Below are 18,473 nucleotides of genomic sequence, written 5' to 3' on the forward strand. Positions count from 1 at the left end.
AAATCCTGTCCATTCAGCGTAGAAATAATGATGCCGCACCTAATAAGCCAGCTTTATTTCCAAGAGAAGCCTTTACGATGTTCACACCCGCAAAGCTCTCCATAATTAAGGCTTTGGTTTGTTTCTCAACCATTCGAACAAGCTCATCCTGCTCCATCACTCCGCCTCCTACAATAATAGCAGGTGGATTGAAAATATGAATGAGTGAAGCCAGACCCGCGGATACTTCGGTCGTCCATGCATGCAATATTTGTTGTAATGGTTCGTTTCCTACCTGTATTTTATCAAAAAAACCTTTTCCGTCTACAATTTCAGAATCAGCTTCTTGGGCCATTCGAATTAAGGCTGTCGTTGAGGCATAAGTTTCATAAAATGATTTGCGCGTGCCGCCATCCGTTTGCGACAATGGACGGGTAAACATATGACCGAATTCAGCAGCTGAGCCGCTCGCACCACGATAGATCTGACGATTCATGACGATAGCTCCGCCAATCCCCGTCCCAAACGTTAAGCATAAAAAATCAGTAAACGACTTTGCCGCTCCAAAACACGCCTCGCCTAAAGCAGCTGCATTCACATCATTTTCAACCTTCACAGGCTTATGGAACCGATTCTCTACGATCTCTCTGACCTTCATGCCTGTATAGCTTGGGATATTCTCGTTGGCATACAAGATGCAGCCCTCATCCGCGTTCACTTGTCCGGCCGTACTAATAGCGACAGCATCAAAATGCTGATATGACTCCATTTGGGAAAGCAGCTTTTCCATGAGATGCTTGCCGCCCATATGAGCTTCGGTCGCATACTCCTTGAACTGAGTGATTCGGCCTCGTTCATCGCAAATGCCTATCTTCGTATGGGTACCGCCAATATCTGCCGCTAAAATATTCATTCCCATGGGCTATTCAACAGCCTTTACGAATTTTTTGGTTATTTCCATCGGTCTAGTAATGGAAGAGCCCACTACAGCCGAATATATCCCTTGGTCAAATAATCGTTTTAGTTCCTCAGGTGTTGAGATGCCGCCCTCCGCAATAATCGGAACGGAAATTGTATTCACGAGCTTCTCTATCAACTGAAAATCCGGCAAAACATTATCTTTTGTTGCTTCCGTATAGCCGCTAAGAGTCGTCCCAATAATGTCAAACCCTAGCGCTGCAGCCTCGATAGCTTCAGCATAGGTCGAGCAATCCGCCATAAAGAGCTGATCTTTATACTTATCTCGTAGTAAAGGAAATAATTCCGATATCGTTGAACCGTCCGGCCTCACACGATTTGTTGCATCCATTGCGATAATATCCACGCCTTCGCGGCAAAGTTCATCCACTTCCTTCATCGTAGGGGTGATGAATACGGAAGAGCCCTCATAATCCTTTTTTATAATACCGATGATCGGTAGATCTACCTGCTGCTTAATTTCCCTAATATCCTCTACGCTGTTGGCACGAATTCCTGAAGCACCGCCTAAAAAAGCTGCATATGCCATTCTCCCCATAATAAATGGACTATGAAGCGGTTCATCTGGCAAGGCTTGGCAGGAAACGACCAACTTTCTTCTTATCATATCAAGTACATTTCTATTTGTATTCATTGGACTCCACTCCGCTGCTGTTTTTATTTACTCACTGACTGCTGCTGCCATCTAGGCAAAATCAACATATCATAATACCCTCATTTTGTAAATTAATTTCACCATTATTTAATTTATGAAAATTATTTTCACCTAAACATCAATAAAAAGGCCCGATAAGCTCTAAAGAGCCAATCGGGCCTCGCCTATACTTGAATTAAAAGCAAATCCTAAATCTTCTTAACAAATTCCGACTTCAATTTCATAGCGCCAAAGCTATCAATTTTACAATCGATATCATGATCGCCTTCAATTAAGCGGATGTTTTTTACTTTTGTGCCTATTTTGATAACGAGCGAGCTGCCTTTAACTTTAAGGTCTTTAATGACCGTTACAGAATCGCCATCGTTCAGCACATTTCCATTCGCATCTTTAATTATCCTTTTATCTTCATTGTTATCGGATTCTGATAGTAAGCTCCACTCATGACTGCATTCTGGACAGATTAGCAGACTGCCATCCTCATACGTGTATTCAGAATTACATTCCGGGCAATTTGGCAAACTAGACATAAGTTCATGTCCCCCATTCCTTATTATACATTCAAGTTCTCCTTGAAGTTGCCTTACAAGTATAGGGGATATTGTCCAATCAATCCACTGCCTCTGTCTATTTCTGAAACATTATTCTTTAATGAACTCCTTCGTACTGCGAACCGTATCGATTGGACGGACTAATTTTTCGATTTCTTCACGCTTAGGCTCTAGGAAAGGAGGCAGCGATAATTTTTCACCAAGCGTCTCATAAGGCTCATCACCCATAAACCCTGGACCATCCGTTGCAAATTCGAATAAAATTTGCGGAGCCACTCTAGCGTACAACGATTCGAAAAAGTGGCGGTTTACATAGCCGGAAGACGGCAATCTGAAGCTCTCTAGACGCTCGATCCATTCATTTAATACGCCGCGGTCTTCAACACGGAATGCCACATGGTGAACGGTACCGAAGCCTTGATGCGCTTGTGGAAGCACAGCATTGTATTCCACAATAACTTGAGCTCCGTTTCCGCCTTCACCAACCTCAAATAGATGGAATGAGCCGTCTTGGTCAATTTCTTTGAACAACAGCACTTTCTCCAGCATCGTTTTGAAGTTCTCGAAATTAGAAATGCGAATGAAGATTGGCCCTAGACCCGTAATCGCGTGCTCTAACGGGATTGGACCTTTTTCCCAAGGCACCCCTGAAGCTATCCCTTTATTATTTTCATCCGAAATCAATTGATAGTGTTGGTCATCAAAGTCAACGAACGAAAGTGACTTCTTGCCAAACATCTCTTGAATACCGGTATGTTTCACATCTAGACGGTTGAATCGCTCTACCCAGTATTGCAAAGCCGCATCATTCGGAATTCGGAATGAAGTTTTTGAAATTTCATTCGTTCCATGCACGCCCTTCGGAATATGTGGAAAATCGAAAAATGTCATGTCAGTGCCTGCGTTGCCTTTATCATCTGCAAAAAACAAATGATACGTTTGAATATCGTCTTGGTTCACCGTTTTTTTCACTAATCGCATACCTAACACGTTTGTAAAAAAATCATAGTTGCGCTCTGCACTGCTTGTAATTGCCGTAACGTGATGGATACCTTTTAATTGATTCATTATATATTCCTCCATTCAATTTTAGCTTTCCCGTGGTTCATGAATACAAATCATTTTCTAAAAACAATCTTTAATTTAATTATCTTTAATTTAAGATAAATATAACAGGTTTACTTTCCGATGTCAACAAGCCGCCATCTCACCTAAACAAAAAAACAATAAGCCTCGTCCTAATGACTGCGCTCATTGCTTTGTGTTTGTCGATCTATTTATTTAAAGAACACTTTTTCTACATTGTATTTCGCTCTGAATTTGTTTATAAGGTATGTTTCGTAAATCTCGCGATCAACCGAATCCTCATTAACATAAACCTCAATTTTAGTAACCTCATTGCGATGATTTTTCATGACGGATACGGAATCTTCAAAATGTTTTTTGATACGGGGTCTTAGCTTCCGTGCCTTGCCGACAAATAGCAGCTCGTCCTTATCGTTGTAAAACATAAAGAAACCGCCATGCTCCCTTGTAATCAGGTGAAAATCAGTAAAGCCATAAATATTGCTCAGCTGTGGATTAACCTGCTTGGTTATGGTTACGTCCGGCGCCGGAATCGTTATGTTGATCATAATGGTTCACTTCCTTCTTAGCGTATAGGTCTATATACTATCATAAAACGACAAATGAAAACCATTAGCAATGCAAATTAGGGGCGAATGAGCCGGTATATTGGGCTGCATTGCGTTTACAGGATCATTTCCTCCATAATGGTGGTAATTAGTGAGCTTCAACAATATGAATCATAATGCCCCTATGACAGTGCAATGACAAGGGCTAAAGAGGAGATTGAATCCAATATGGTGAAACAGCCCTTAATACTCATCGTTGAGGATGAGCCTCGCATGCGGGAGCTTGTTGCAGATTATTTGGAAGAAGAGGGCTACCACATCATACAAGCAGCAAATGGCTATGAAGCGTTAGAGCATGCTCGCCATACGCCGCCTGATCTCGTTGTGCTTGATATTATGATGCCCGGTATAGATGGTTTTGAAGTATGCAAGCAGCTTCGCAGTCACTCCCAGACTATAATTGTTATGCTAACGGCTAGGTCGGAGGAAGAAGATAAGTTATATGGCTACGAATTGGGCGCAGACGATTATGTAACTAAGCCATTTAGCCCCAAAGTATTGACCGCGAAAATTAAAGCCTTATTAAGCCGATGGCATGTTCATGATGGGGCCGCAGAGCTGAAGAAGCATCATGATTTGGAAATTAATGAACAAGCCCATGAAGTTTATCTTTACGGCAAGCTTCTCGAATTGTCGCCAAAAGAATATGAACTGCTGCTGTTCTTCTACCAGCATCCAAATATCGTATTAACAAGAGACACTCTTCTTGATCGCTTATGGGGGATCGATTATTTCGGCGATGCCCGTACAGTCGATACGCAGATTAAACGTCTACGCAAAAAACTAGGAGACAAGTCTGATTACATCCAAACCGTGCGCAACAATGGTTATAAATTTCAAATGAAAACATGAGGTACTTATGAAGAGAGAGCGATTGGATTTCAAAATATTTTGGGTGACCTTGGTCGCTTTGATGTTATTTATCATCTTATGGATGGTGCTTCAGACTAAGTTTTTCGGAGCGTTTTATATCGATCAGAAGTCGAATGAGCTATCTAAGCAGATGGAAAGCATTTATCATAAGTATGCATCCGGTGTTTACGATCTAAACGTCAAGCCAGAAGAGGTCGTCAGCTTCGAACAACGCTTTTACGGTGTAACAGCTACGTTGTACAAGCAAGGAAATAAAATCGACGTGTATGCTGGGGGCTACAAAGCCATTCCTGCTATACCTGTGACGCCTTCCATCATCCTTAATAATAATTACGATATATCGATTCAATTCGATCCCGAGCCTTACGTCCAGCCTCATCTGGATGATAAGAACATTAGAAGCCAACCCCTCGTACCTGCAACTTATGTTAATCCCTACAGTAATCGGCTGTCAGACGCCATGAGCATTTGGCTGCAAAATAACGACCGATTCAGCACACTATCCCAAATAGGACATGTGAGCGTGACGAAAATTTCATCCTTGAATGCTGATAACGAAAACATGCTGCTTGCCGCAGTGAAGCTGCCGAACACAGTGAACCATAGAGGTGGAGATGCGTATTTGATTGCGCTGGCAACACTCCAGCCCGTCGGCGATGCAGTTCAAGTTATGAGCCGATTTTATATGTATTTTTACGCGCTTGCCGCCATCCCTATTTTACTTTTTGCTTATTTCCTTTCACGCACCATTACATTGCCGCTGATGCAGCTGAACAAAGTAGCGAAGCGTTTAGCCAAGCTCGATTTCACAGCATTCGTACGTATGAATCGGAAGGATGAAATTGGCCAGCTCGCGGGAACGATGAATAGCCTTGCCCGTAATCTCCAGCAAACGATGGCCGAATTACAGGAAGCGAACATGAAGTTGCTTGATGATATTGAGAAGGAAAAGCAGCTAGAACGCATGCGCAGGCAATTCGTAGCAAGCGTATCACATGAATTAAAAACACCGGTCAGTCTAATCCAAGGTTATGCAGAAGCGCTCCAAGACAATGTAGCAAACGGGCTGAAACGAGATAAATATACGGCCGTGATTATCGAGGAATCGGAGCGGATGGCCCGTCTTGTCGCCGATTTGCTGGATCTCTCCCAACTAGAGAGCGGCCGGTTTGCACTGCATTGGTCAAGTGTCCCGCTTTATGAAACCGTCCAATCGGTACTAATGAAAATGGCTCCACTCTTGCATGAGAAATCCATCCGTCCCCAGCTGATTGGGCTAGATGCTGAAGAACTATGGGTGCGATCAGATCGGCAGCGGCTGGAGCAAGTGCTGATCAACCTGCTTGGCAACGCTATACGCCATACCCCCGTTCAAGGACGTCTTGAAATTCGTTTAAAGACCGAACAGTCATCCGTACGGGTAGCGCTTAAAAATGAGGGCACGCCTATTCCCGAAGAGGATCTGCCTTATATTTGGGAAACTTTCTATAGAGCTGACCAATCAGGCAGCCGTGAGCTTGGAGGAACCGGCATAGGCTTGTCAATCGTAAAAGCGATTTTACAACGACATGAAAGGGAGTACGGCGTGTTTAATGAAGAGGATGGTGTAACATTTTATTTGACCCTTCCTCTTCTGGATCATAATTAACTAAGGTCAATTAGCTGAAAATATAAAAAAACAGTCTATCCCCTTATCATTCGGGAGTATAGACTGTTTTCGTTTGCAACACGATATTGCCTTTAAACATCACTAAGTATTACTTCGTAATCCTTTATTTCCGAAGAGCATCCGCAGGCTCAGCAGCAATTAGTTTCTGACTAACAATCGTACTCATTAAAAGAATAATGATAAATGTTGAAATGACGGTAATCCCCATTTGCAGGGCTTGTATGATCATTCCGCCCCCTAGCAAAAGACTATATACATAACTGATGATGAAGAACATTCCGATACTGAAAATCGTTGATGTACTAGCTAAAAGGATGTTTTCAGCAGCTAATATCCCCCTGATCCATCCCTTGTTGTAGCCGAGAGCTGCTAAAATTCCGATCTCACGATATCTAGCGTTTGTTTGTTTAGCAAGCAGTACAATACTAATAAATAGTGCGATGGATAAAATAAGAATGGACACAGCGAGAAAAAGCTTCTTTACGCTGTTAAAGGTTTTCTCCAGAGCAGCGACTTGCTCCACAGCCGTTTTGGTCGTTATGTTTTGTTTTTCCAAACCCTCTGTTACCGGCACAATATCCGAAAAACTTGTCACATCATAAGAAACTGAGAATGGCTTCTCTCCTCTCTCATGCTCATAAAGTGATTGCTCCACATCGGAGCTGATGAAAAAATCATCATAACCTGCGTTATAGATACCGCTGATTGTGAGAGGGAAACTGTGTCCGTTATATTTAAGCATTATTTTTTGGCCAATGAGCTCACGAATATTATCGGTAAGTTTTCTCCCTACACTTGGCGTAATTGAAATCTCGTTCTCCCCATATCTCGGCATTATGCCATATGACATATTTTCAGTGGCTCTTGGCATGGGTATTTTCTCTTTAAAGCTAACGATCCCTACACTTAGGGTAATTTCTACGTCCTTGAGTACATATTGATAATAGACATTTTCAATTCTATGATCCTGGCTTAGTAGTTTGAATGGATCTTGTTTCTCATTTAACGCGATGTATCCATTATTGAACGCGGTGTTTTTGTCTTTAAAATCAGTAATAGACTGACTCATAATGTTGCTGGATGAGAGTGAGACAACAAACAGTGCAATTCCTATTGCAATGACCAAGCTAACTGCCATATAACGAAATAGCCGCACTCTAAAATTTTTAACAGCACGTTTCCAAATGGAAACCTGGGCACGGTTACTCGTATGCTTTGCTTTGATTTGCTTTTGGACTATCGTTTGTTCTGCTGATATTGCTTGTGATGAAATAACCTGTATCTTCCCATTTTGGGTAGACAAAACTTCATCAGCCCACGAACATATCTTTTTATCATGGGTAATGACAACAACCAGCCGATCCCTTGCCACTTCCTTTAAAATATCCATGATTTGATTAGCTAACTCACGATCAAGTGCTCCAGTAGGCTCATCTGCGAATAATATTTGTGGATCATTCACAAGTGCTCTCGCAATCGCAACGCGTTGCTTCTGCCCCCCTGATAGATTTTCAACTTTTTCTTCCGCCTTCGTTTCGATGCCTAACTCTTTGATTAATGCAAATACCTTATCACGGTTTTCTTGCGCTGATTTCCCATTCAACTCAGCTGCGAGTAAAATATTTTCCATTACAGTATAGCCGCTTATTAAATTGTAACTTTGAAAAATAAACCCGATATGGTTTTGTCGGAATTGGCAAAGCTCTGCTGGTGTCATTTCTGTAATTTTCTCATCGCATACCGTGATGTTTCCTTTGTAATTCATATCAAACCCTGCGAGCAGGTTCAACAATGTACTTTTTCCACTGCCTGATGCGCCAAGAATACAAGTAATCCCTGTATCCCGAAACGTATATCCTATACGGTTTAAAATAGTTTGGTCACCATATTTTTTTGTTACCTCTTCTAAAATAATCATGCTCTGTCACCTGACTTCAACGATTTGAATGTATTCACAGTCCCAATCACCATCGTTGTTATCAAGCTGCAAAACAAAGCAATGAGGATAATCAGGCCCGCTTCTATAGCATATGATTTTGCTTCCAAAACACCCGGCGTGCCAGTAATTGAATTCATAGCCATGTTAATGAGTGGAGAGGCCAACACAAATAATACAAATGCCGCTAAGCTAACAAACAAGTATTCCACGAAAGTCATTTTTGTTAGATCGCTATTCCTATAGCCGTTTATTTTGAAAATCGCATATTCTCTTTTACGCATAGCTGCTGTCATGAACGAAATGGCAAGCGAAACGATTAGAGACAGAATGCTAATGACAATGACAGCTGATCCTGATTGTTCTTTCGCCTGAGCATTTAATCGAACCATATCTTCGACCAGTTCAAATCTGCCATTCGGCACAATTCCCATCGCCAGCAGCTCGTCTTTCAATGAAATCATGTCCTCGGCGCTATTTGCTCTCATCGAGAAATTAGACGTTTTAGATTTCATGCTCGCCTGTTCGCGCATTTCCATAACCGATGATTTACTGAAAAAGAAGGAGTCGTTTACTGGATACTCCTTAATCTCACCGTTCATCTCTACCACAGCTGTTGTATCCGCTACACCAACAATTTTGATAGTTGTACCAACTGGCATTTCAACTGGTTCTCCGGAATCCCAATTAAATAACGTCCCGCGGAGGTCAATCGTTTTGCCGATGAGATCATTATTGGAAACGCCTAAAACATCTGCCAAGCTGTTTGAGACAACTACTTCATTATTATCACCCGTAGGCATTTTACCAGCTATTAGCTTTTTGAATACAGGGACATTGTTTGAGCCCTCAATTTTGTGCTCCTTGCCATCTAAAACTACCTTAATATTATTCACTGCCTGAGCAAATACCACATGCTTCACACGTTCATCATTTAAGTATTTTTCATAAAGACCTGCAATGTCCTGATCCACATCGACATTCGGCTTTTGCTCTTGATCAGATTCGCTTGAACTGCCTGCGCTTATAAATTTAGATGCAATCTCAATATCAAAAAGGCCCTCGCCAATCGCAGTGTACAATTCATCAAAGCTGTTTTGACTCGTGTTTTGTATCCGGCCTGATGTATTCATGAATAGGAAGCTTGTCGATACCAATATGGCAATAACCAACACCGCGTATCTGCTTATTTTACTTTTTATATTGGTCATTGAGATTGCCATGGTCCGCTTCACAGATAATGCAGGTTTTACTGTCATCGGAGATGGTTTTGGCTTAGCTTGTTCGACTTTGGTTTCCGACACGAGCTCACCTTTATCAAACTCAAAAACACAGCTGCTATCATCAAGCATCGAGCTATCATGTGTGACGATAATGACTGTACGCGTTTTGGCGATTTGCTTCAATATATTAATAATTACGCTGGCTGATTTCGGGTCAAGCGCTGCTGTGGGCTCATCTGCAATAAGGACCTCAGGATTTTTCATAAGCTCTCTTGCTATAGCAACCCGCTGCTTTTGACCGCCAGATAGATTTCTGACCTTCTGCTTTGCGAGTTCATTAATTTTAAGCTGCTTCATGAGCTGAGTTATTCGTTCACCTGAAATGGTATCGTTTAAATAGAGAGGCATTTTTATGTTATCAAATACCGATAAATCGTCGATCAAGTTAAACTCCTGCCATACGATCCCGATTTTTTTATTGTGATACTCACTCTTATCCTTTTGGCTGAGCGTTTTTAGATTTTGCTTTTTGTAATAAGCCTCCCCTTTAAAATCCTGGTCCAAGCCAGCTAATATTTTGAGGAGGGTTGTTTTCCCGCTTCCTGATGCACCTACGATAAAGTTAAGCCCACCCTTGATTTCAAGAGATATATTTTTAAGTGCATATTCCTGGCCAAATAATCTGGATACATTAAGAATTTCATACATGTTTATTTCTCCTATCTTTCCTTTATTATTGATGACAGTTTCTATACTATAAGGGGTCAATGTGTCATTCAGGTGGCGGTTAGGCAATAAAAAGAGCGTCAGCAATAATCTATGTTTCACCATAGGTTATCTGCTGACGCTCAACTGTTTATAACGACTTATTTATTATCCATTAAATAAATGAATTGCACGAGGTTATCGTTCACTTTGTAGGCCATAATCAGCATGTAGTATCCCTTGTCCTCATTCGTACAGGGTCTACAGTGATAAATAAAATCAATAGCCCAATCGCATACTACTTTCTTTACGTATAGTTATTAGGTGAATACCTATATTAAGGAGGCAACACCTATGTACTATTCGATTCCTTGGTTATCAGAACCACGGCATCTACCCTCTCTCTTTTCAAGATATGCTGCTTATCCAGGTACTTATCCTTATAACCCATACACATGGCAGACGAATTATATCCCCTATAGGCAAACACCTACATCATTTTTTAGAATGAAATGGGGTAACGTACAAAGTAATACATGTATAAGTAAAGCTGAAGTAGAATTAAACCAAACTTTCCGGACGCTCTGGGAGCAACACGTCGCTTGGACGAGGATGCTCATTATTAGTATTGCGGAAGGCTTGCCTGATGAAGCGTTAGTTACCGAGCGTCTCCTTCGTAATCCCACAGACATGGCCGCCGTTTTTAAATATTATTACGGAGATACGGTAGCTTCTCAGTTTGACCGTTTAATGAGAGAACATCTTGTTTTGGCTGCACAGCTCGTTAAAGCTGCGAAGGCTGGCAATAATCAAGCAGCTGCGGAAGCAGAAAAGAAATGGTATGCCAATGCAGATGAAATCGCTGGCTTTATGAACAGTATCAACCCCAATTGGCCGAAGCCAGCCTTGGAGAACATGCTGCATGAGCATCTTCGCATGACCAAAGATGAAGCCGTATTTCGATTATCCAAAAATTATGAATCCGACATCGAAGCCTTTGATCAAATTGAGAAACAAGCACTGGATATGGCGGATGCATTTACAGCTGGCATCGTCACGCAATTCCCCCATGCATTTCAATAACTAACAGAATGTGAATATAAGCCAGCTTCTTTGTTGTTAAAAATGAGAGAGCACCCGCTTGGGTGCTTTTTTACTTTAATGAAATAATAACCAAAAACACATTTTATTTTAAATCCCGCATTATTAATTAATATATCTATGCTAAGTCCACGTTTTAGGCATTCTTGATATAGCTTCACGGGAGAGCCTTCTTTGGATAGGTCTGAGACGATAACCTCCGTTTGAATGCCATGTTTCTTGCTTAGTTTCTCAGCTAAAGCAACGAGCTTAGATTCCGAGCGTGCGGTTAAGATCAAATGGCTTCCTTTAGCAGCCAATTCATGAGCAAACGCTTCTCCTATACCCGAAGAAGCACCTGTAACCAGTGCCCACTTGTTTTGTACTTGTATCATTGTCTCAACCCTCTCAGATATTAAGTTTTCATATAGAAACATTGTTTCATAATGAAACCATTGCTTTTAATTACCCGCTTAATGTCAATTTACTGATCAAAAGTCACGATTGTTGTTAACGAGACACCCATTTTAGTTGGTGTTATGTAATTGAAAATAGTAAAATGAATGTCAGGAAACATCATATCTCGAAAAAATTAAAGGTCTGAGGGTGAAGTTAGATGAACAATCCTTCCGATATGCCTTTCACAGATAACCGTACTGTTAAAACCTATCAGGAAACGAGACTGCAGCATACCGAGAATTTAAGACAAAACGTAGTAGAGGCAGCTGCAAGTATTTTGCAGGAACATGGCCCAGAGGCGGTTACGGTTCGCCGAGTTGCTGAGAAAATGGAATGTTCCACTAAAATCATTTACAACTTATTTAATAACAAAGAAGGTTTAGCTAAGCAATTATTTTTGGAAGGCTGCAAGCTGTTAGCCAAGTCCTTTGACTCGGTGCCAAAACAAGCAGACCTAGAGAAATATCTTCGTGACTTGAGTGAAGCTTATTGGAGTTTTGGACAATCCTATACAAGCTACTATTTGTTGATGTTTGGCGGAGCTTTTAGCGAATTCAAACCGGAAGAGGAAAGTTTAAAAGCGACGATAACTGCTTTGCAACAAGTTATAAACATGATCGCTGAGGCAATAGAGCTAGAACTAATTGCCGAAAAAGACCCGATACTTGTTGTTCATGTGGTTTGGGCTTCATTACACGGAGTCATCCACCTTTACTTAGGTGGTCATATTCAAAGTGAGGCGATGGCGAAAACATTATATGACAGGACGGTATCCAATTTAATTCAGACGTTCTTTCGGCACGCTAGTTGATTAAAACCATTCCTTTCTCTATTTAAGGCTAGACAAAAAGTAAGGGCACCCGCGCTTGGGTGCCCTTACTTTTTTTATTTATCTCGCAGTAGCCCCGCCATCGAGAATGAATTCTGCGCCCGTTGAGAAAGATGATTCATCGGATGCCAGAAAAACGACCTGCAACGGAGGAGGCATTGATGACCGACCCGCCGCCTTTCTTCGCCATCAGCGGCATAACATGCTTCATCCCAAGAAACACGCTGGTGACATTGATGCTCATCATGCGATTAAAATCGTCCATTTACTGAAATACGAATTAGACCGCGGTGTAGCCGCCATCAACAAGCAGGCTGGCACCTGTTATAAATGAAGCATCATCGCTGGCAAGGAACAAAACGGCTTTACCGACTTCTTCAGGTTTGCCAAGGCGTTTCATCGGATGCAAATCGATAAGATGCTGCGTAATCGCTTCATTCCGTCCTGCGATGAGCGGTGTATCAATATATCCTGGGCATATTGCATTGACTCGAATGCCTTTAGTTGCATAGTCCGCACTCAGCGACTGGGTCAAAAGCTTAACACCGCCTTTCGCAGAAGCATAAGCGGTAACATTTGCTTTGCCAACGTGGCTATGGATGGAGCCGCAATTTACGATGGAACCGCCTGTGCCTTGTTCAAGCATTTGCTTGATTGCATATTTATCACAGAGAAATACACCTGTTAGATTGATATCAATGGTTCTATTCCAAGCATCTAAGCTTAATAGATCAGCTGGCCCGTCCTTAGCTATACCTGCGTTTGCAAACAGAACATCCAGTTTGCCATATTTGTTTACCGTCTGGGATACCATATGAATGACGTCGTCCTCGTTAGACACGTCCGTTTTTACAAACAAGGTATCAAAGCCTTCTGTATTCAACTGATCGGAAACGCCCTGCCCATGATCAGAAAAATCCGCAATGACCACTTTCGCCCCTTCTTCGGCAAATAAGCGGACGGTTACTTCGCCAATACCGCTTGCACCGCCTGTAACAATAACAACTTTATCTTGGAATCTCATGTTATCAACACTCCTTCTTATGATTCGAGCCCCTAAACGGTCTCGATTACGTTGTCCATAATCCGCCAATTTCACTCTTACTATATAAGTACGAGTATCTGTACCTTGATTTCATCTTATCACTGATATAAGTTAAGATAAATTTAAACAAATTGAATTATACTTAAGAAAAACTAAAACAAAGGAGATAGGCCATTCATGAATATCGAAAAGCTGGAATATCTTGTTGAAGTTGTAAAGACGGGCTCGATCTCGGCTGCTGCTCAAAATCTACATGTCACCGTATCGGCTATTAGCCAGGCGATTTCAAGCCTAGAATCGGAATGGGGGGTTGTCATCCTAAAACGATCTCGGTCAGGAGCAGCACCGACAGCCGAAGGAATTGTCATTATAAAAAAGGTGTATGAAGTGCTTAACAAGTACAAAGAGCTAGTCGAGACCACGCAGGGCTATTCTAATTCTGTACAAGGCCATTTGCGATTCGCCACCATTCCCGGCCATGCTTTTCTGATTGAGAATGCCATCATGGATTTTAAAAAGGATTATCCGCAAATACGAATGGAGATTTTCGAGAAGGGCTCTCAGGAAATTATTGACGACATTCTGCATAATCGAGCCGACTTGGGTTTTATAATATTGTTTGAGAATCGCCTCGTTGACAATATCGGACTGTCCATTGAACGCTTGATGAGTGTAAAGATGGTCGCTGCAGTAAGCACACAGTCTCCCTTGGCGCTTAACAAAACGATTACGCCAGAGGAAATTATGCAGCAAACGATCGTCTTGTATAATGATGATTATGTGAAATGGTTTATGGATGACTTTCAAGCCAAATATGGCGCGGTGGATATTTTGTTTACGACAAACAACCCGATTTCGATTGGCAGGGCACTTCTAAATCATCATGCCGTAACCATCGGCCTTGATTACTCTTTTGTGAGTGATTTGTCCATTATTCGAGAAAAGTCGGTCATTTTGGAGCTTGATTTAACAGGCCAAGGTGCTGTTTATTTAGGCCTTATTCAGCCTGAGGGACATCACTCTACCCCTATCTCAAAGAGCTTTATTACCCGGCTTAAACATGATTTAGCGGATGTAAAAGCTAATTTTGAGTCGTAAACAACTCCCGCAAATAAGGGCTCATGAACAAATCATGAGGGTCCATTTGCTTTCTTATCTCGGCAAATTCCTGCCACATCGGATAGCGCTTAATTAAATTGGCAGCTTTGAGCGTATGCATTTTACCCCAGTGGGGTCTGCCTTCATACCGAAGAAAGATTTGCTCCATCACTTCAAAATAACGTTTGTACGGCATGCCTTTATACATATGGACTGCTATATAGGCAGAATCGCGGCCATACGCAGGACTAAGCCAGATTTCATCAGCCGCCACATACCGGCACTCAATAGGGAAATGAACATGGAATCGCTCACGTTCCATTGCCTCTCGCATTTCACGAATGACCGACGTCATGGCTTCTTTCGGCAAGCTGTATTCCATTTCATAAAAACGGACGGCTCTTTCTGTCGCAAATATGCGATGGCTATAATTCGCTTTCGTCGTAACGGGTACACTTGATGCACTTAACCTGCTTATGGCAGCACTTGCTGTGGGGATCATCTTGCAAAGCCCTGATAGTAAGCCAAACAATGTGTTTTCAATTAGCTTTTCGTTTACATATTCAATCCATTTGTTCGTAGGTATGGGCGCATCTGTCTCATTCATCAGTTTGACCTGGCAAGTCTCCGCATAGGGAAACCAAAAAAACTCAAAATGCCGGTTATCCTCTACAAGTTTCGGCAATTGCGTCAAGCAGTCCGTCAAAGCCATACGTTTGCTCTCATAGGAAAGTACATAAGAGCTCCTTAAACGGAGCTTTATCTGAACAATAATGCCTAATGTGCCTAATGAAACCTGTAATGCTCGAAATACAGCCGGATGTGACTGCAGCGTATATTCCTTTACTTCTCCTAAGCCGTTTACGACCGTTATGCCAATCACCTGTGTAGCTATACTTCCTAAGCGCAGCCCTGATCCGTGAGTTCCTGTACTAATCGCACCTGCAATCGACTGAACATCTATATCGCCTAGATTTTCCTGCGCTAGTCCTTCTGCATGCAAAAGCTCGCCTAACCGCTTCAGCTTCGTTCCTGCCCAGACGACAGCCGTCTGCTCATCAGCATTTACACTCACCACTCCTTGCAGCTCGTCAAGCGATACAAGCACCTGATCAGAAGCAGCAACCGCCGTAAAAGAGTGCGCTGACCCTACAACGCGCAAATATTTGCCTTTATTCAAACACTCATGACGAATGATGGCCACTACTTCATCTATCGTCTTCGGATGCCGAATAAGCTCAGGAGCGGCAGTGACTGACCCCGACCAATTTGTCCAGCTTTTCCGATTCGCTTTCATAGGAAGCATTCCCCTTCTCCGCGGTAGGTTAAGTACTCGCCAACAATGCCTTCCCCCGTTATCGCATACAGCTTCGGAAACCGTTCACATAATTCCCCAGCTTTCGCATGCCGGAAAAAGATTGGATCTCCTAACTCGAGAGCCAAACCGCTCGGACAACGAAGCGGCGTCTGCACCTCACCCGCGCCTTCTAACGAAATCAACGTTAAGCCTTCAGGCAAATGCGGCTGCGGCGCTTTTTCCGCGCTAACAGCACCCGAAGCGGTGTAACCCCCGCCCAAGCAGGTTACCATATCTAATCTAGGCTTCCGCACGACTTCCACCGCATATCCAGCAGCAGGAAAATACTGAAAATCAGCATATTGATCGAACAGCGTAGGACAATAAAAACCAGAGCCCACGGTGATCTCCGTTACTCCCTGCTCCAATTTGGAGCTGCTTATACTCCCAGTACCTCCAGCGTTTACAAAGCGCAGTTCCCCGCCTAACGCGTGAATACCTTGCAGCACTTCCTCACGCCTTTCAGCTACTTCTCGAATTGAATGCCGCTTCAGCTGACGGATGAATGAATTTTTTAACCACTGTCCCGAGACTTGATCCCCTACCCCAGCAATTTGCGCCTCGTACCCCATTACGCCGTCCAGCCTTACCCATTTGGATTGCATAATCCTCTCGACAATCGGCTTAGCCAGTGGCCATGAGGTAACCGGTGATCTCCATATGCCAAAATGCAGTCCTGGATAGTTTGCAGACATATCGATATCCAGACAAACGGCTGCCTGTACGCCAGTGGCCGCTGCAAGCCGCTCGATATGCTCCACATGCTGAATGGAATCAACCATAAATACAACCGTTCGGCCACTAGCTGCAGCTTCTAACAGAATTGAAATTTCGCGCGGCTCCCAAGCGGGATAACCAAGCAGCAAATCATCAAAGCCATGCCTCAGCAGAAAAGCCGCTTCTCTAGCCGTATAACACATGATACCTTGATACACTTTGTCTGAATGAAGAATACGTCGAAGAACCTCCACAGACCTTATTGATTTACTTGCGACACGAATTTTCTTGTCACCCGCCGCAGCCGCAATGGCTCTGCTATTCGCATCCAATAAATCAAGATTTACATAAGCAAAAGGCTTCGCTGTCTGTGCAAAAATCCTTTTATATTGCTCATAGTGAGGGAGCTCGATAGGCCATTCTCCATTCTGTTTATGCATGTTTATTTTTACATTATATTCCTCGTTTCTGATTGAAATCCTTTTTATTTGCTGGCGCTTAGCTTGGCGGGAATGTGAGCAGCCTTGCGTTTGCCGCAAATCCGATTACAAAAAAAAGAGCTGTCCTTCTCCCGCCAGCGGCGTTTGAAAGACAGCTCTTTTTTGTATATTCGAAAATGATCTTACGCTTTGTTGGATGAACCAAACTCACGCATTTTGCCCATAACGGTTTGTTTGATTCCTTCGCGACCTGGAGCAAGGAATTTACGCGGATCGAAAGCTTCGGAATCTGCGCTCAACACTTCACGAACGATTTTTGTGAATGTGATTTGGTTTTCTGTATTTACGTTGATTTTTGCTGTTCCTAGCGAAATGGATCTTTTGATGTGCTCAGTTGGGATACCTGTGCCGCCATGCAATACTAGTGGCAATTTGATTGTTTGGCAAATTTCTTCCATTTCTTTGAAGCCAAGGTTTGGTTCACCTTTGTAAGGACCGTGAACGGAACCAAGTGCAGGAGCAAGGCAGTCAATACCAGTACGTTGTACTAGCTCGAAGCACTCCTTAGGATCTGCATAAATAACGCCTTCAGCTATTACATCGTCTTCTTGTCCGCCAACTGTACCTAGCTCAGCTTCAACAGAAACGCCGCGCTCGTGCGCGTATGCAACAACCTCTTGAGTCGTTTTTACGTTTTCTTCAAATGGTGAGTGTGAAGCATCGATCATAACGGATGTAAATCCAGCATCGATCGCAGCTTTACATTTTTCAAAGCTGGAACCGTGATCCAAGTGGATCGCAACAGGAACTGTAATTTTCATTTCTTCAATTAGTGATTTCACGATTGCAGTTACAACTGTGAAACCTCCCATGTAACGAGCTGCGCCTTCAGAAACGCCAAGGATAACCGGGGATTGCTCTTCTTGAGCAGCGCCTAGAATGGCTTGTGTCCACTCCAAGTTGTTGATGTTGTATTGACCAACTGCATAGCCTTCTTTTAACGCTTTGTTCAACATTTCTTTCATTGATACCAATGCCATATTAAAATCCTCCTTAGAGTTTAACTAACTATTTTTAATCATGTAAATGCCTGATTATATTGTGAGAATAGTCACTAATGAATAGTCAGGACCATTAACATTCTGAATACCCAGTACTTCTTTATCAATCACCCAACTATTGTAC

The 18,473-nt window shown here is 42.5% G+C and carries 17 protein-coding genes and 1 pseudogene; 5 read left to right on the forward strand and 13 right to left on the reverse strand.

Translation table 11 applies throughout. The features are described 5' to 3' along the window. Window positions 1–13: 13 nt before the first annotated feature. From MHH56_RS32435 to MHH56_RS32455, 5 genes are all read right to left on the reverse strand, one after another. Window positions 14–892 carry an ROK family protein gene (locus MHH56_RS32435; protein ID WP_339205660.1) on the reverse strand — a complete coding sequence of 293 codons (879 nt, stop codon included), beginning with the start codon at window positions 890–892 and terminating at the stop codon, window positions 14–16. Window positions 893–901: 9 nt separating this feature from the next. After that, the gene (locus MHH56_RS32440; protein ID WP_339205662.1) at window positions 902–1,591 is read right to left on the reverse strand and encodes an N-acetylmannosamine-6-phosphate 2-epimerase; all 690 of its coding nucleotides are present in this window, start codon (window positions 1,589–1,591) and stop codon (window positions 902–904) included. Between the two features lie 209 nt (window positions 1,592–1,800). Beyond that, complete coding sequence (locus MHH56_RS32445) at window positions 1,801–2,142, reverse strand: zinc ribbon domain-containing protein YjdM (RefSeq protein ID WP_339205663.1); 342 nt, start codon at window positions 2,140–2,142, stop codon at window positions 1,801–1,803. Between the two features lie 111 nt (window positions 2,143–2,253). Next, window positions 2,254–3,231 carry a ring-cleaving dioxygenase gene (locus MHH56_RS32450; RefSeq protein WP_339205665.1) on the reverse strand — a complete coding sequence of 326 codons (978 nt, stop codon included), beginning with the start codon at window positions 3,229–3,231 and terminating at the stop codon, window positions 2,254–2,256. A 209-nt stretch (window positions 3,232–3,440) separates the two neighbouring features. Further along, window positions 3,441–3,797 carry a nucleotide excision repair endonuclease gene (locus MHH56_RS32455; RefSeq protein ID WP_076266468.1) on the reverse strand — a complete coding sequence of 119 codons (357 nt, stop codon included), beginning with the start codon at window positions 3,795–3,797 and terminating at the stop codon, window positions 3,441–3,443. 228 nt (window positions 3,798–4,025) lie between these two features. Here MHH56_RS32455 and MHH56_RS32460 point away from each other — a divergent pair, with 228 nt between their 5' ends. Continuing rightward, window positions 4,026–4,709 (forward strand): response regulator transcription factor, encoded by a 684-nt coding sequence (locus MHH56_RS32460; protein WP_339205667.1) that lies wholly within the window; start codon window positions 4,026–4,028, stop codon window positions 4,707–4,709. A 7-nt stretch (window positions 4,710–4,716) separates the two neighbouring features. Beyond that, the gene (locus MHH56_RS32465) at window positions 4,717–6,378 is read left to right on the forward strand and encodes an ATP-binding protein (protein ID WP_339205668.1); all 1,662 of its coding nucleotides are present in this window, start codon (window positions 4,717–4,719) and stop codon (window positions 6,376–6,378) included. Between the two features lie 124 nt (window positions 6,379–6,502). Here MHH56_RS32465 and MHH56_RS32470 read toward each other — a convergent pair whose 3' ends face one another. Next, window positions 6,503–8,317, reverse strand: coding sequence for an ABC transporter ATP-binding protein/permease (locus MHH56_RS32470; protein WP_339205670.1), 1,815 nt, complete (start codon window positions 8,315–8,317; stop codon window positions 6,503–6,505). Next, window positions 8,314–10,266: an ABC transporter ATP-binding protein/permease gene (locus tag MHH56_RS32475; protein WP_339205671.1), complete on the reverse strand. Its 1,953-nt coding sequence runs from the start codon at window positions 10,264–10,266 to the stop codon at window positions 8,314–8,316. Before MHH56_RS32475 ends, MHH56_RS32470 begins: the two co-directional genes overlap by 4 nt. Before the next feature lie 351 nt (window positions 10,267–10,617). On the opposite strand from MHH56_RS32475, the gene MHH56_RS32480 reads away from it, so the two are divergent. After that, a complete protein-coding gene (locus tag MHH56_RS32480) occupies window positions 10,618–11,346 on the forward strand; it encodes a LysM peptidoglycan-binding domain-containing protein (protein ID WP_339205672.1) in 729 nt (242 codons plus the stop codon). On the opposite strand, the gene MHH56_RS32485 is transcribed toward MHH56_RS32480, so the two are convergent. Next, complete coding sequence (locus MHH56_RS32485) at window positions 11,340–11,738, reverse strand: SDR family NAD(P)-dependent oxidoreductase (protein ID WP_339205674.1); 399 nt, start codon at window positions 11,736–11,738, stop codon at window positions 11,340–11,342. The two genes, MHH56_RS32480 and MHH56_RS32485, sit on opposite strands and share 7 nt — an antisense overlap. A 221-nt stretch (window positions 11,739–11,959) precedes the next feature. Here MHH56_RS32485 and MHH56_RS32490 point away from each other — a divergent pair, with 221 nt between their 5' ends. Beyond that, entirely contained in the window at window positions 11,960–12,613 is a 654-nt protein-coding gene (locus MHH56_RS32490; RefSeq protein ID WP_339205675.1) for a TetR/AcrR family transcriptional regulator, read from the forward strand. A 78-nt stretch (window positions 12,614–12,691) separates the two neighbouring features. On the opposite strand, the pseudogene MHH56_RS32495 reads toward MHH56_RS32490, so the two are convergent. Together MHH56_RS32495 and MHH56_RS32500 are read right to left on the reverse strand one after the other, a co-directional pair. Beyond that, window positions 12,692–12,902: pseudogene (locus MHH56_RS32495) on the reverse strand (SDR family oxidoreductase); the annotation flags it as partial. 9 nt (window positions 12,903–12,911) lie between these two features. Further along, window positions 12,912–13,655: an SDR family oxidoreductase gene (locus MHH56_RS32500; RefSeq protein ID WP_339205676.1), complete on the reverse strand. Its 744-nt coding sequence runs from the start codon at window positions 13,653–13,655 to the stop codon at window positions 12,912–12,914. A 198-nt stretch (window positions 13,656–13,853) separates the two neighbouring features. Here MHH56_RS32500 and MHH56_RS32505 point away from each other — a divergent pair, with 198 nt between their 5' ends. Next, window positions 13,854–14,774, forward strand: a complete 921-nt coding sequence (locus MHH56_RS32505; protein WP_339205678.1) for a LysR family transcriptional regulator — start codon at window positions 13,854–13,856, stop codon at window positions 14,772–14,774. Here the strand turns inward: MHH56_RS32505 and MHH56_RS32510 are convergent. From MHH56_RS32510 to MHH56_RS32520, 3 genes are all read right to left on the reverse strand, one after another. After that, window positions 14,758–16,080, reverse strand: coding sequence for a D-arabinono-1,4-lactone oxidase (locus MHH56_RS32510; protein WP_339205679.1), 1,323 nt, complete (start codon window positions 16,078–16,080; stop codon window positions 14,758–14,760). The genes MHH56_RS32505 and MHH56_RS32510 overlap by 17 nt on opposite strands. Continuing rightward, window positions 16,068–17,288 carry an amino acid deaminase/aldolase gene (locus MHH56_RS32515; protein WP_339205681.1) on the reverse strand — a complete coding sequence of 407 codons (1,221 nt, stop codon included), beginning with the start codon at window positions 17,286–17,288 and terminating at the stop codon, window positions 16,068–16,070. The genes MHH56_RS32510 and MHH56_RS32515 overlap by 13 nt, the downstream gene beginning before the upstream one ends. A gap of 182 nt (window positions 17,289–17,470) precedes the next feature. Then, on the reverse strand, window positions 17,471–18,328 hold the full coding sequence (locus MHH56_RS32520) for a class II fructose-bisphosphate aldolase (RefSeq protein WP_054025684.1): 858 nt from the start codon (window positions 18,326–18,328) through the stop codon (window positions 17,471–17,473). Between the last annotated feature and the right edge of the window lie 145 nt (window positions 18,329–18,473).

The sequence above is a fragment of the Paenibacillus sp. FSL K6-3182 genome (genome assembly GCF_037976325.1).
In the GTDB taxonomy this organism is placed as follows: Bacteria; Bacillota; Bacilli; order Paenibacillales; family Paenibacillaceae; genus Pristimantibacillus.